This window comes from Microbacterium azadirachtae (genome assembly GCF_025583665.1).
Lineage (GTDB): Bacteria > Actinomycetota > Actinomycetes > Actinomycetales > Microbacteriaceae > Microbacterium > Microbacterium azadirachtae.
In genome coordinates this window covers 3,211,667-3,224,897 of sequence record NZ_CP099706.1, presented here as the reverse complement: position 1 = coordinate 3,224,897, position 13,231 = coordinate 3,211,667, and the positions used below count along the sequence as shown (strand labels likewise).

At 72.0% G+C, this 13,231-nt stretch carries 18 protein-coding genes; 8 read left to right on the top strand and 10 right to left on the bottom strand.

Features of this window, described 5'->3' with window-relative positions:
* The first annotated feature begins 3 nt into the window (after nt 1-3).
* Nucleotides 4-1,785, top strand: coding sequence for a glycoside hydrolase family 3 protein (locus NFX31_RS15275; RefSeq protein WP_262956118.1), 1,782 nt, complete (start codon nt 4-6; stop codon nt 1,783-1,785).
* 180 nt (nt 1,786-1,965) lie between these two features.
* Entirely contained in the window at nt 1,966-4,095 is a 2,130-nt protein-coding gene (locus NFX31_RS15270) for an MMPL family transporter (RefSeq protein WP_262956117.1), read from the top strand.
* Here the strand turns inward: NFX31_RS15270 and NFX31_RS15265 are convergent.
* Nucleotides 4,019-4,807: a helix-turn-helix transcriptional regulator gene (locus NFX31_RS15265; RefSeq protein WP_262956116.1), complete on the bottom strand. Its 789-nt coding sequence runs from the start codon at nt 4,805-4,807 to the stop codon at nt 4,019-4,021. The two genes, NFX31_RS15270 and NFX31_RS15265, sit on opposite strands and share 77 nt — an antisense overlap.
* Nucleotides 4,808-4,946: 139 nt before the next feature.
* On the opposite strand from NFX31_RS15265, the gene NFX31_RS15260 reads away from it, so the two are divergent.
* Nucleotides 4,947-5,741, top strand: coding sequence for a class I SAM-dependent methyltransferase (locus NFX31_RS15260; protein WP_091480139.1), 795 nt, complete (start codon nt 4,947-4,949; stop codon nt 5,739-5,741).
* A 176-nt stretch (nt 5,742-5,917) separates the two neighbouring features.
* Here NFX31_RS15260 and NFX31_RS15255 read toward each other — a convergent pair whose 3' ends face one another.
* A complete protein-coding gene (locus NFX31_RS15255; RefSeq protein ID WP_169748234.1) occupies nt 5,918-6,082 on the bottom strand; it encodes a hypothetical protein in 165 nt (54 codons plus the stop codon).
* A gap of 113 nt (nt 6,083-6,195) precedes the next feature.
* On the bottom strand, nt 6,196-6,450 hold the full coding sequence (locus NFX31_RS15250) for a hypothetical protein (protein WP_045250990.1): 255 nt from the start codon (nt 6,448-6,450) through the stop codon (nt 6,196-6,198).
* A 198-nt stretch (nt 6,451-6,648) separates the two neighbouring features.
* Between NFX31_RS15250 and NFX31_RS15245 the strand changes: the two genes are divergently transcribed.
* A complete protein-coding gene (locus NFX31_RS15245) occupies nt 6,649-7,521 on the top strand; it encodes an SDR family oxidoreductase (RefSeq protein ID WP_082072335.1) in 873 nt (290 codons plus the stop codon).
* A gap of 63 nt (nt 7,522-7,584) precedes the next feature.
* Nucleotides 7,585-8,046, top strand: a complete 462-nt coding sequence (locus NFX31_RS15240) for an FHA domain-containing protein (RefSeq protein ID WP_262956115.1) — start codon at nt 7,585-7,587, stop codon at nt 8,044-8,046.
* Here the strand turns inward: NFX31_RS15240 and NFX31_RS15235 are convergent.
* The 3 genes from NFX31_RS15235 to NFX31_RS15225 form a co-directional block, all read right to left on the bottom strand.
* Nucleotides 8,043-8,264 carry a hypothetical protein gene (locus NFX31_RS15235; protein ID WP_045250987.1) on the bottom strand — a complete coding sequence of 74 codons (222 nt, stop codon included), beginning with the start codon at nt 8,262-8,264 and terminating at the stop codon, nt 8,043-8,045. The two genes, NFX31_RS15240 and NFX31_RS15235, sit on opposite strands and share 4 nt — an antisense overlap.
* Nucleotides 8,265-8,290: 26 nt before the next feature.
* Nucleotides 8,291-8,746 (bottom strand): SRPBCC family protein, encoded by a 456-nt coding sequence (locus tag NFX31_RS15230; protein ID WP_175491299.1) that lies wholly within the window; start codon nt 8,744-8,746, stop codon nt 8,291-8,293.
* A gap of 85 nt (nt 8,747-8,831) precedes the next feature.
* Nucleotides 8,832-9,206, bottom strand: a complete 375-nt coding sequence (locus tag NFX31_RS15225; RefSeq protein WP_045250986.1) for a DUF7882 family protein — start codon at nt 9,204-9,206, stop codon at nt 8,832-8,834.
* 169 nt (nt 9,207-9,375) lie between these two features.
* Here NFX31_RS15225 and NFX31_RS15220 point away from each other — a divergent pair, with 169 nt between their 5' ends.
* Nucleotides 9,376-9,714 carry a DUF7882 family protein gene (locus tag NFX31_RS15220; RefSeq protein ID WP_045250985.1) on the top strand — a complete coding sequence of 113 codons (339 nt, stop codon included), beginning with the start codon at nt 9,376-9,378 and terminating at the stop codon, nt 9,712-9,714.
* 17 nt (nt 9,715-9,731) lie between these two features.
* Here the strand turns inward: NFX31_RS15220 and NFX31_RS15215 are convergent, their stop codons facing one another.
* Both NFX31_RS15215 and NFX31_RS15210 read right to left on the bottom strand, forming a co-directional pair.
* Entirely contained in the window at nt 9,732-10,097 is a 366-nt protein-coding gene (locus tag NFX31_RS15215) for a hypothetical protein (RefSeq protein ID WP_262956114.1), read from the bottom strand.
* A 72-nt stretch (nt 10,098-10,169) separates the two neighbouring features.
* Nucleotides 10,170-10,739, bottom strand: a complete 570-nt coding sequence (locus tag NFX31_RS15210) for a DUF6328 family protein (protein WP_262956113.1) — start codon at nt 10,737-10,739, stop codon at nt 10,170-10,172.
* A 155-nt stretch (nt 10,740-10,894) separates the two neighbouring features.
* On the opposite strand from NFX31_RS15210, the gene NFX31_RS15205 reads away from it, so the two are divergent.
* Nucleotides 10,895-11,155 (top strand): Rho termination factor N-terminal domain-containing protein, encoded by a 261-nt coding sequence (locus NFX31_RS15205; RefSeq protein WP_262956112.1) that lies wholly within the window; start codon nt 10,895-10,897, stop codon nt 11,153-11,155.
* A gap of 32 nt (nt 11,156-11,187) precedes the next feature.
* Here the strand turns inward: NFX31_RS15205 and NFX31_RS15200 are convergent, their stop codons facing one another.
* Entirely contained in the window at nt 11,188-11,913 is a 726-nt protein-coding gene (locus NFX31_RS15200; protein WP_045250981.1) for an aminoglycoside 3'-phosphotransferase, read from the bottom strand.
* A gap of 22 nt (nt 11,914-11,935) precedes the next feature.
* Nucleotides 11,936-12,301 (bottom strand): DUF488 domain-containing protein, encoded by a 366-nt coding sequence (locus NFX31_RS15195; protein WP_262956111.1) that lies wholly within the window; start codon nt 12,299-12,301, stop codon nt 11,936-11,938.
* A 129-nt stretch (nt 12,302-12,430) separates the two neighbouring features.
* On the opposite strand from NFX31_RS15195, the gene NFX31_RS15190 reads away from it, so the two are divergent.
* A complete protein-coding gene (locus tag NFX31_RS15190; protein WP_091740033.1) occupies nt 12,431-13,192 on the top strand; it encodes an SDR family NAD(P)-dependent oxidoreductase in 762 nt (253 codons plus the stop codon).
* Nucleotides 13,193-13,231: the final 39 nt, after the last annotated feature.

Genomic DNA, 13,231 nt, shown 5'->3' with positions numbered 1-13,231 from the left:
ACAATGACGGACACCGTGAACGAAGCCGTGCTGCCCTACCGCGACGCCTCGCTGCCGATCGACGAGCGGGTCGAGGACCTCCTCGGCCGGATGGAGCTCGCCGACAAGGTGGGGATGCTGTTCCACACCATGGCGGCCTTCGCCGAGCTCGAAGAGGGCAACCCGACGTTCGGCCTGCCCTCCCTCGCCTCCATGGTGCGCAAACGCCGGATGAGCCACTTCAACCTGCTCGGCGCCGCCCCGGGCGGACGCGAGTTCGCCGCCTGGCACAACGCCCTGCAGCGCATGGCGCTGGACACGCCGCTCGGGATCCCGGTCACGCTCTCCACCGACCCGCGGCACTCGTTCAGCGACAACCCCCTCACCTCGCTCATGGCGGGGCCCTTCTCGCAGTGGCCGGAGACGCTCGGCTTCGCGGCCCTCGGATCCCCGGAGCGGCTCGAGCGCTTCGCCGACATCGCACGGCAGGAGTACGTCGCGGTCGGCCTGCGCGTCGCGCTGCATCCGCAGATCGATCTGGCCACCGAGCCGCGCTGGTCGCGGATCGCGGGCACGTTCGGCGAGGACGCGGACCTCACGTCGCGCCTCGTGGTGGGCTACATCCGCGGATTCCAGGGCTCCGAGCTCGGCCCCGGGTCCGTGGCGACGATGGTCAAGCACTTCCCGGGCGGCGGTCCGCAGCTCGACGGCGAGGATCCGCACTTCGAGTGGGGCAAGGAGCAGGTCTATCCGGGTGGCGAACAGGAGTACCACCTGCGCCCCTTCATCGCCGCGATCGGCGCCGGCGCGACCCAGATGATGCCGTACTACGGTCAGCCGATCGGCACCGACTGGGAGGAGGTCGGCTTCGGGTTCAACAAGGACGTGCTCACGGATCTGCTGCGCGACCGGCTCGGCTTCGACGGGATCGTCTGCACCGACTGGGGCCTGCTCACCGACGTCGTCGTGTTCGGCGCCGACATGCCCGCCCGCGCCTGGGGCGTCGAGCACCTCACCCGGCCGGAGCGCATGGTCAAGGCGCTCGACGCGGGGATCGACCAGTTCGGCGGCGAGCTCTGCACCGAGGAGCTCCTCGGTCTCGTCGAACGGGGCGAGGTCTCGGAGGCGCGCCTGGACGTGTCGGTGCGACGGCTGCTGCGCGAGAAGTTCCGGCTGGGGCTGTTCGAGAACCCGTTCGTCGACGAGGAGCACGCGGCCGCCGTCGTCGGTCGTGCCGACTTCGTCCAGGAGGGCCTCGACGCGCAGAGCGACTCGCTCACCCTGCTCACGAACACGGCGGTGGACGGCGGATCCCCGATCCTGCCGCTGACGCGTGGCGTGAAGGTCTACGCCGAGGGCGTCGCCGCGGAGGCGCTCGCCCGATACGCCGACGTCGTGACCGCCCCGGAGGACGCCGACGTCGCGATCCTGCGGATCAAGGCGCCGTTCGAGGACCGGGACCGCGGCGGATTCAGCGACCTCTTCCACTCCGGATCGCTGGAGTTCCCGGCCGAGGAGCACGCGCGACTGACGGCGATCGCCGAGGCCGTCCCCACGGTGATCGACATCTACCTCGACCGTCCTGCCGTGCTCGGCGGCCTGGAGGAGTCGGCGCGCGCCGTGCTCGCCGACTACGGAGCGTCGGACGAGGCCGTGCTGCGGGTGCTGTTCGGCGAACGCGGTCCGCAGGGCTCGCTCCCGTTCGACCTTCCGCGCTCGGATGCGGCCGTCGCCGCGAGCCGCACCGACGTCGCGTTCGACACCGAGGACCCGACCTTCCGGTTCGGCCACGGCCTGCGGTACTGACGTCCTCATTCCCCGGGCGCCCCGAGATCTCGGGGCGCCCGGCACCACGAACGCGGTCCCCGAAGGGGGCCGCGTTCGGCGTTGCGAGGCTGCCCCGGATCCGGTCTCGTCCCTTCGATCGATCTTTCGATCAACCTTGTGCACGATGTCACGCGGACCCTGCGGCGATGGACTGGAGGCATGTCAGAACCTGCCGCGCGCCCGCGCCTCTCCGACGTGCTGACCTCGCGCCGCGGCGCGTGGGTCTCGCTCGGTCTCGTCCTCGTCCTCCTCGTACTGCTGTTCGGCGCCTTCGGCTCGGCCAAGGCGCCCGGTGGCAGCGCACAGGCCCCGGCCGACGCCGAGTCGACGAAGGCGGCCGCGCTGCTGTCGGAATTCCCGAACGCCGACCGCCAGTCCGTGATCGTCGTCGCCTCGCGTGACGACGGGACGGAGCTGAGCGCTGCGGATCTGGCCGGGCTGAAGCAGCTGATGCCGTCGCTGCGCCCCGTGGCGGCCGCCGACCCGACCGGTCCTCTGGTGAGCGAGGACAAGAAGGCCGGCGCGATCGTCGTGCCGATCACGGTGGGCGCGAGCAATGCCGACACGGCGAAGGTCATCGCGGCGCTGCGGGCGGACACGGCCGCGCACGCCCCGGACGGGCTGACCCTGCAGGTGACGGGCGGCCCCGCGTTCGGCGCCGACATCGCCTCCTCGTTCGAGGGGGCCGACTTCACGCTGCTCATCGTGACGATCCTCATCGTCGCCGTGCTGCTCATCGTGACCTATCGCTCGCCGATCCTGTGGCTGATCCCGCTCGTGGTCGTCGCCCTCGCCGACGGGCTCGCCGGCCGGATCACCGCCGCGGCCGGATCCGCCTGGGGCCTGCAGTTCGACGCGGGGATCATCAGCGTGCTGGTGTTCGGCGCGGGCACCAACTATGCCCTCCTGCTGATCTCGCGCTACCGCGAGGAGCTGCAGCGCGAGACCGACCACCGGCGCGCTCTGAGCACCGCCTGGCGCCGGACGGCGCCGGCGATCGTCGCGTCGAACGTGACCGTGGTGCTCGCCCTGCTGACCCTGGTGCTGGCGGTGATCCCCGGCACGCACGGGCTCGGCGTCTCGAGTGCGATCGGGCTCCTGATCGCGCTCGGCACGGTGCTGTTCCTGCTTCCGCCGCTCCTCGCCGTGTGCGGGCGCGGCGTGTTCTGGCCGTTCGTGCCGCGTCCCGGCCAGGAGCGGCGGCAGGGACGGGCCTGGCGGGCGGTCGCCGGCGGTGTCGCGCGACGACCCCGTGCGGGACTGCTCGCTGGAGCGGCCCTGCTCGCCGTGATGGCGGCGGGCCTCGTCGGCACGACGGTCGGCCTCGACCAGGTGGAGAAGTTCCGGGTGCCGTCGGAGTCGGCGGCAGGACTCGAGGTGTTCTCCGCGCACTTCCCGCCGGGAGAGGCCCAGCCGGTCCTGATCGTCGCGGACACGACGAAGGCGGACGACGTCGTGGCTGCGGCGAAGAGCGTCGAGGGAGTCGTGCGCGTGCAGCCGGCCGGCGTGACCGAGGACGGCGACCTCACGAAGATCATGGTGACGGGGGAGTACGCCCCCGGATCCGGTGCCAGCCTCGACCAGATCCGCGCGCTGCGCACCGCCGTCCACGCCGTGCCGGAGGCGCACGCCGTCGTCGGCGGGGCGGTGGCGACGGATCTGGACGCCCGCAGCGGCAACCAGCAGGATCTGCTGCTCGTCGCGCCGCTCGTGCTGCTGGTCAGCTTCCTGGTGCTGCTGGTGCTGCTGCGCTCGCTCGTCGCGCCGGTGCTGCTGCTCCTGGTGAACCTCGCCAGCGCGGTCGCCGCGATCGGTGCCGGAGCCTGGCTCAGTCGGGTGCTGTTCGGCCAGCACGCGCTGGATCTGCAGGTCCCGCTGCTCGCGTTCCTGTTCCTGGTCGCGCTGGGGATCGACTACACGATCTTCCTGGTGCACCGCGCGCGGGCGGAGGCCGCCGTGCACGGCACCCGTCAGGGCATGGTCGAGGCGATCGCGCACACGGGCGGCGTGATCACGAGCGCCGGCATCGTGCTCGCGGCGGTGTTCGCCGCGCTCGGCGTGCTGCCCCTCGTCACGCTCGGCCAGCTCGGGTTGATCGTCGGCGTCGGCGTGATCGTGGACACCCTCGTGGTGCGCACCGTGATCGTGCCCGCGATCTTCGCGCTCGTCGGCGACAGGATCTGGTGGCCGGGCCGGCGGCCGGGATCCGGCCTCAGAGGGCGGGCAGCCAGAGCGTCATCCGCACGCCGTCCTCCGGCAGGTGCAGCACCTCGTAGCGCCGCGCGCTGACCGTGCCGTCGGCACCGCGGACGTGCGTGATGTCGCCGCGCCGGCGCTGCACCAGATGGCCGCTCCACCAGGTGCGGAACAGGGGGCTGGCGGCGCCGAGCTCGGCGACGAGCGCGACGAGCTGCGGATCCTGCAGGTCGTCCACGTTCGCGGCGCGCAGGTGGGCGACGGCCCCGCGGGCCAGTTCCTCCCACTCCACGAACGTCTCGCGGGCTCGCTGGTCGAGCAGCAGCGACCGGCAGGTGTTGCGCTGGGCCGGAGGCAGGTCGGCGAGTCCCTCGTGCAGCGCGAGCCCCTCGGGGTTGGCCGCCACGACCGTGCTGAGCCGATCCAGCACATAGGCCGGGTTGGGGCGCACGGCATCGACCAGCAGCGCCATGCGGGCGATCAGGCCCTCGTCGACCGCGGGCGCGGCCGGCGATTCGGTGCGGGCGGTGGCGGGGTGGGCGTCCCGCAGCCGGCGCAGGTGGTCGGCGGCGTCCGGGTCGAGCTGCAGCGCACGGGCGAGCGCGTCGAGCACCGCATCGCTCGGATGGGTCTCGCGGCCCTGTTCGAGGCGCGTGTAGTAGTCGGCGCTGATGCCCGCGGCGGTCGCGACCTCCTCGCGGCGCAGCCCGGTCGTGCGGCGGCGGCCGCCGGTGCGCGGCGCGTCGGCCTGCAGCCGGGCGTCGGTGCGCCGGGCGCGGAGGAAATCGCCGAGTGCGTTCGACATCCGCAGCCTCCGGGAGCTCGGGAAGACAGGATCCGCGTCGCGCGGGAGGGTGCGGCGCTCCTAGGAAGACTACGGTCTTCCGCACGGCTCCTCGAACCGGGACGCTGAGGACGAACGCCCCTGACCCGGAGGAGACCCGATGGCCGGCTACACCCATGGACACCACGACTCGGTGCTGCGATCGCACCGCTGGCGCACGGCGCAGAACTCGGCGGCGCACCTGCTGCCACACCTGCGCCCGACCGATCGCCTGCTCGACGTGGGCGCCGGGCCCGGCACGATCACGGCGGATCTCGCAGAGCGGGTGGCCGAGGTCGTCGCCACCGAGGTCGGCGAGGCCGAACTGGATCTGAGCCGCGCCACCGCCGCCGACCGCGGCGTGCACAACATCGAGTTCCACGTCGCCGATGTGCACGCGCTCGACTTCCCCGACGACAGCTTCGACGTGACCCATGCGCATCAGGTGCTGCAGCACGTCGCGGATCCGGTGCAGGCGCTGCGCGAGCTCGCGCGCGTGACCAGGCCGGGCGGGATCGTCGCGGTGCGCGACAGCGACTACGGCGGCTTCCAATGGTGGCCGGCCGTCCCGGCGCTGGACGAGTGGCTCGCGCTGTACTACACGGCGGCGCGCGCCAACGGCGGCGAGCCCGACGCGGGGCGACGGCTGCTGTCCTGGGCGCACGCCGCGGGCCTCACCGACGTGGTGGCGACCTCGAGCACCTGGTGCTACGCGAACGAGGAGGACCGCGCCTGGTGGGGCGGCATGTGGGCGGATCGGATCCTCGGCTCGGCGATCGCGCCGCAGCTCCTGGACTCCGGCGCCGCGACGCCCGCCGACCTGCAGCGCGTCAGCGACGGCTGGCGGGAGTGGGCGGCATCGGACGATGGCTGGATCTCGCTGCTGCACGGAGAGATCCTCTGCCGGGTGAGCTGACAGCGGCGCGGATCCGGCCCGCTGCGGGCGGTGCGGAAGATGGAAAACGTCGCTTGCGCGAGGGCCGGGGCGACGTTTTCCATCTTGCACGGGGTGGAGGGCCGTCCTGCGGGGGCTAGAGGGCTTTCTCGTTGAGCCTGACGGTCATCGGCGGCTCCTTCCGTGTCCGGCGTCGGTCAGGGCGTGCGGCTGCCGGTGAGCGACCGGATCAGCCAGGCGATCACGGCCAGGACGAGCAGCACCAGTCCCACCCACAGCAGGAAGTTCAGCGACTGCACGAGACCACCGGTGATGGCCAGGATGACCGCCACCACGATGATGACGATGAAGAGGATGTTCATGACGGACTCCTTCCGCGGCACACGGGTGCGGCCGCTCGACCACCGTAGGCACCGACGCGTCGCACGGCCCAGGGGCTTGACGGCGGGGGCCTCGGGATGGCAGGGGTCGCGGATCAGGCGGGCTCGCGCGCCGGATCCGCCGCGGAGAGCGTGCTGCGCACGGCCTCGAGCACGTCGGCGACCGTCGCGAACCGGCGCCGTCCGGTGACGGGCCGCAGCCAGACGACGTCGACCTGATCGACCGACACCCGGCTCACGCACGCGACGGTGTGCCGCGCGTCGGTGGACTCGTATCGGTCATCGAGGATCAGCCACTCGCTCTCGGTGAGCCGGCGCATCTCGAATCGGGGGCCTGTCATCGTCGACATGTCTTTCCCATCGCTCCCCGGAAGGCTCTCCTGCGCGCACGGGGAAGTCACGGCCCTTGACAGCGGCTGTGCAGGGGGATACCGCGCGGGAGGAGGGATGTTCGCCGGGATCGGGGTCTGTAGGCCGTACGGCCGCGAGCGTCAAGCCCCTGTGTCAGGAAAGCCCGTCGGAATAGCGTGCCGCGCATGAGCCACAGGATGACCGACCCCAGGACGAAGTATCCGCCGCTTCCGGACCCGCCGGATCCGCACACCGATCAGCCGGGCCTGTTGGAGGAGACCGAACCGCGCCCGGACCACGGCGAGGAGACGTACCGCGGCTCGGGCCGCCTGCCCGACCGCCACGCACTGATCACCGGGGGCGACTCCGGCATCGGGCGCGCCGTCGCGATCGCGTTCGCCCGCGAGGGGGCCGACATCGCGATCAGCTACCTGCCCGAGGAGCAGGCGGACGCGGAGGAGACGGCGGAGTGGGTCCGCAAGGCGGGCCGCCAGGCCGTGCTCCTGCCGGGCGACCTCACCGAGGAGCAGCAGTGCGAGGACGTGATCGCGGATGCCGCGGAGAGCCTGGACGGGCTCGACATCCTGGTGCTGAACGCCGGCTACCAGCGCAGCCGCGGCGAGGTGGACGAGATCCCGACCGAGGAGTTCGACCGGGTCATGCACACCAACCTGTACGCGCCGTTCTGGCTCGCGCAGGCCGCGCTGCCGCACCTGCGGCCGGGGTCGTCGATCATCGCGACGACGTCGATCCAGGGATACGACCCCTCGCCCGGGCTGTTCGACTACGCGCTGACGAAGGCGGCGCTCGTCTCGTTCGTGCAGACGCTGGCGGAGCAGCAGGGCCCGCACGGCATTCGGGTGAACGGCGTGGCGCCCGGACCCATCTGGACCCCGCTGATCCCCGCGACGGGCTGGCCGGACAAGCTGCCCACGTTCGGCGAGGACACCCCGCTGGGCCGCGCGGGCCAGCCGGCGGAGCTCGCCGGCGCCTACGTGTTCCTCGCCTCGGAGGACGCCTCCTACGTCTCCGGCGGCATCATCCCCGTCACCGGCGGCCGGCACCTCTGACCAGCGCCGCGCACCGCCCCCGACCAGACCGCCCGATGCGGCGACCCACGGAAGGAACAGGACATGGACGACACCCAGGAGCAGACCGGCCCTACCACCCACGCGGACTGGGGTGCGGGACACCCCCGGCTGCTGGTCTCCTCTCGAGAGAGCCGGTCGGTCTACGACATCCCGGTCGACGGGGCGACGATCGGCTCGGCCCAGGAGTGCGATCTGCGGCTCCCGGGCGCCGACCCCGTGCACGCATCGATCCGGCACGACTCGCGCGACGAGTACGTGCTCACGATGCAGGGCCCGGGTGAGACCAGCGCGAACCTGGAGAAGTCGCAGGACGAGGAGCGTCGCGGCGACGAGATCCTGCGCACGGGCGCGCGGTTCACGGTCGGGCCGTGGCGTCTCGTCTTCATGCGCGACGAGTTCGCCGACCACGGGCGCCCGTTCGGCGGACGCGAGGGCGGCGAGTTCTCCGATCAGCAGCTCCAGGAACCGCGGCCCGACTATCCGGATTCCTCGCCGGCTAGCTAGTCGACCATCTCCTGCTGGGTGCGGATGAACCGGCGGTCGCCGTCGCTGAGACGCGCGGACGGGTCGACCGTCGTGCCGGTGATCCGCTCGATCTCCTCGCGCACCTCGTCGACCACGACGCCGTCCTCGGCGTCCTCGAGCAGCTGCTTGGCGTGGGCCGACAGGCGCGGCCACCAGTGATGGATCTCGGGCAGGACCGGGACCTCGGGATTCGACATGACATGCTCCTTTCGTGACGGACCGCTCACCACGGAACGGGGGGCTCGATCGCCGGAGCGTCCTCGACGCGCTGCGTGAATCGCGCCAGGTCGCGCTCGGCGATCTGGCGCGCGATCCCGAGCCGCGCCCCGGTGCGCTCCAGGAACGACTCCGGCACCCAGGCGAGCCGCAGCTCGAGCCGGGTGCGGTCGGACGTCAGCCGCGTGAACATCACGATCCCGTTGTGCTGCCGGCCGGCGTCGCTCGTCCAGCTGATCTGCTGGTTCGGGATCTCCTCCACGGTGGTGGCGTAGAAGGAGCGACGCAGCCCGCCGACGCGCGCATCCCAGTGCGTCACGTCGTCGTCCACGCGCTCGACGCGTTCGACGCTGGGCAGCAGATCGGGCAGGTCGTCGAAGTCGGTCCATCGCCGGTACACCTCGTCGACGGGACGGTCGATATCGACGACCGCATCCATCGTGCTGATCATGATGCTCCTCATGCCGGCACGGTACGGCGCGCCGGGTCTTCGCGCCCGGGGGTTCCGGTGCGCGCCGCCGGAACGTATGATCCCGGGGCGTCCCGGGTCAGGAGCTCGAGGAGGCCGCGTCGGTCGAGGGGGCCTCCGAGGCCGTGCCTTCCGAGGGCTCGTGACGCCCGCGCAACACATGCTCGGGCATCAGCGCGATGCCGCCCGACGTGTTCGCGGAGTTGGCGAGATCCTGGATCAGCGCAGGATCCAGCTCCGGCGCGACGGGCTCGTCGAAGACGAACCGCAGCGGGATCGCCGGATGCAGCCAGATCGTGGTGCGCCCGGTGGGTTCGCCGTCGCCGTGCTGGAAGGAGAGCGTGAAGCTCTCGTTCCGGCGCAGTTTGGTCGCGATCACGACCTTCAGGTGCGCGAGGACGCCGTCCTCGATGCGGATCGGGGTCTCCGCCCCGCCGTAGTAGATGACTCCCACTGCGGATCTCCTGTCGGTGGCCTGTCTTCCATTGTGTTCCGCGCGTTCGCGCGCGTGTAGCACGGGCGCGGCGCGTGCGTCGAGGGGCTGTCGGGCGGTGCCGTGCCGCACCATGATGAAGGGTGGGGATGGCGTGTGCGCGGGGCAGGACGAGGAGACCAGAAGAGACATGGGCAGGTTCAGCTACGAAGGCCAGACGCACGTCGACCTCGACGATCGCGCGCTCGCGCATCTGCAGATGGTGGTGGCCAACAAGCTGCGTCGCGGCGAGCCGTTCTACTTCACGTGGAAGGACGATCCGAGCATCGGGCACGGCCGCACGTCCGTCTGGGTGCACCCGGGCTGCACGATGGTGTTCACCTATCACGGGGGTCGACGCCCGCCGCTCAACCGGATCTGGATCGAGGCGTTGAGCCAGCTGGCGAACACGCCCGCGGGCCTGCGCCTGATCCCGGAGCCCTCCCAGGTCGACGAGATGCAGTTCGACGAGGGCGGCCACCTCCAGTAGTGCACCCGGCGGAGCCGTCAGTCCGGCGGCTCCGCCGTGCCCGCGGCGCCCGTGCCCGACGCGCCGGTGCCGGAGGTCCCCTCCGAGGTCCCGTCGCCCGAGGCCCCGTCGTGCCCGGTGCGCCGCGGGCTCTTCGCCGGCTCGGCGTACGGATCCTCGCCCTGTTTCGCGTAGGGGTCGTCGGTGTCGCCTCGGCGCGCGTGCGGGGTGTCGGCGGGTGGCTGCCGGTCGGCGCCCTCGTCGTGACGAGGCTCGTCGCCATCGCCCTCGGCGCCCTCTTCGACGCGCTCGCGGTCGGCCTCCTCGTCCGTGCTCGCCGGCTTCTCCGGCCGCGGGTGATGCACGTTCGGCGGCAGCTGGCTTTCGTCCGAGATCTCGCTCATGTCGCTCTCTCCTCCCGGCTCCTGTTCCGTCAGGGGCCGTGATGCTGTGCCCAGGATCCGCGACGCGGCGGATCACCGCGAGGGCCTTGACAGCGGCGGTGCATCCGTCTGCGACGACGTCTCCGTGTGCCGGCGGCGCTGCGCGCGCGAATGGACGGGGAGCGTCCAGACGAGCACGCCCGCGACGAACGCCACGATTCCGGCGACGAGCGCGGCGACGCCGCCGAGCACCACGTCGAAGATGAAGACGGCCACGCCGATCGCGAGCAGAGTGACGAGCAGGAGCAGTGCGATGAGGATCCGCGAGCCCGACGCGACGAGCCGCCGGTCAGGGTCGCGCTCCGGGAGTCTGCGGTGCTGCACGACGGGCAGGAGCCCGAGCAGCGTCGCGACGCACGCGAGGACGACCAGCACCAGGTAGATCCCCCTGGCATGCCCCGGCAGCTTCGCGAAGGTCTGCTGGAACGCCACGGACAGCAGGAAGCCGGTGATGATCTGCGTGCCGGTCTGCGTGACGCGCACCTCCTGCAGGATCCGCTCCCAGCGCCGGGAGACGTCCTCCTGCGAGGCCTGCGAGGCCTGCGAGGTCGCCTGCGTCGCGCGCGTCGCGGGCGGGCGCGGGGTGTCCGTGTGGTCCTGCATGAGGATCAGCGTCGTGCGCCGCGCCGCCGGACCGTCACCGTCTTGACGTGCGCCGCGCGGCGTGGCAGGGGGGGCAGGCCGGCTTTGTCAACCCCTGTGCCCGGGTTCGCCGCGCGTGCCTACCGTGGCCCCTCCACGAGAGGAAGGAGTGCACCATGCCCCGTCAACCGGAGCTCAAGGATCCCGAACTCTACGAGAAGCTGCGCGATGAAGGGAACTCGAAGGAGAAGGCCGCGCGCATCTCGAACGCGGCGGCGAAGGAGGGCCGTGGCGCGGTCGGACGCCGCGGCGGCGAGTCGGGCTCGTACGACGACTGGACCGTCGAGGACCTGCGGCACCGGGCCAAGGAGCTCGGACTGCACGGATACTCCGGCAAGCGCAAGCAGGAGCTCATCCACCTGCTGCGCGATCACTGAGGCCGCCTCCGCGCATCCCGGATCCGGATCCCTCAGGTCGCGTTCCAGAGATCGCGGTAGTAGGCGAGGCGCTCCGGATCCGGGGCGACGCCGTAGGCCTCGATGAGCAGTTCCTCGTACCCGGGCCCGTAGTTCCACTCGGTGCTCATCGAGGCGACCGCGATGTCGGCCCATCGGTCCGCGACGCCGAGCGCGGCGAGGTCGACGTGCGCGACGCCGCGGCCCCGGTCGTCCAGCAGGGTGTTCGGCACGCATGCGTCGCCGTGGCAGACCACGAGCCGGTCGACCGGCGGCCGTTCGTGCAGCGCCGGCGGCACGACGACTCCGCGCCGGGCGGCGTTCGCGAGTCGCTCGGGCACGTCCCAGCTCCACGGGCACTGCGCCGCGGGGAGCGCATCGTGCAGGGCGCGCAGGGCGGCGCCGACGCCGCGCACCGCCGCCTCCGGGCGCGCGATCCAGTGCGGCTCCACCGCGCTGCGCCCCGGGAGCGCGGCGGTCACGAGCCATTCGTGGCGCTCGTCCTCGCCGTGCGCGAGCACCGCGGGCACCCGCGTCCACGTGCGCGCCCACACCATCCGCTCCGCCTCGGCGCGCATGGTGCTCTCGAGATGGCGCGGGCCCCACTTGATGAACCGGCCGTCATCGGTGCGGAACGTGAGCCCGCCGATCCCGTTCTCCCACACCGGCGTGAGCGCCGCGGACCCGGCGAGCGCCCGCACCCGCTCCGGCACGGGCAGGTCGACGGCCGGGATGCTCATGGATCCATCCTGCCGGTGAGCATCAGTCGCCGAGCGCGGCGCGCAGCGCCTGGGTGAGCACCACGGCGTGGTTGTGCACCGGGTCGTGCGCGGCGTAGACCAGCGTCACCACCGGCTGCGGGCGGAGCGTGTCCGCGAGCGCGGCGAGGGCGGGAGCCGCCTCGTGCGCGAGCTCGTCGCGGTACCGGTCGGCATATGCCGACCACTCCGTCGGAGGAGCCTGGTGCCAGGCGGTGCGCAGCGGTGGCGATGGCGCCGTGTCCTTCGCCCACAGGTCGATCGCAGCGCGCTCCTTCGAGACGCCCCGGGGCCAGAGCCGGTCCACGAGCACGCGGAACCCGTCATCCGGGGCCGCGGCGTCATAGGCTCGCTTGAGACGAATGTCCATGTGCTCAGCAAACACCCGCTTCGCCGTCCGCGCGAATGCGGATCCGCGTCTCCGTGAGACGCAGACTCACGTAAGCTGAGACTCAGTTGCAGGTTTGACGGAACAGTGCTGTTCCAGAAGGAGGGGCTGATGCAGATCGCAGGATCCGGAGCTCTCGTCACCGGTGGCGCCTCGGGGCTCGGCCTCGCCACCGCCCGTCGCCTCGCCGCCGCGGGGGCGACCGTCACCATCATCGACCTGCCCTCGTCGCAGGGCGCGGAGATCGCCGCGGAGCTCGGCGGCGTCTTCGCCCCGGCCGACGTCACCAGTGCCGAGGAGGTCGCCGCGGCCGTCGCCGCCGCGCAGGCCGCGGCCCCGCTGCGCATCGTGGTGAACTGTGCGGGCATCGCGCCGCCCGCGAAGGTGCTGGACCGCGACGGCAACCCGGCCGATCTCGCCGCCTTCGAGCGGATCATCCGGATCAACCTCGTCGGCACGTTCAACGTCATCTCGCAGGCCTCCGCCGTCATCGCGGCGAACGAGCCCACCGAGGGAGGGGATCGCGGGGTCATCGTCAACACGGCCAGCGTCGCGGCCTTCGACGGGCAGATCGGACAGCCGGCGTACTCGGCGTCCAAGGGCGGCGTGCACGCGATGACGCTGCCGATCGCCCGGGAGCTCGCCCGCTACGGGATCCGCGTGTGCACGATCGCCCCCGGGATCATGGAGACGCCGATGCTCGCGGGCCTGCCGCAGGCGGCGCAGGACTCCCTGGGCGAGCAGGTGCCGTACCCGGCCCGTCTCGGTCGTCCCGACGAGTACGCGTCGCTCGTGCAGCAGATCGTCGAGAACGGCTACCTCAACGGCGAGACGATCCGCCTCGACGGCGCCATCCGCATGGCCCCGAGATGACCGGATCCCCACCCGCGGCGCACGGCGAGACACCCACGA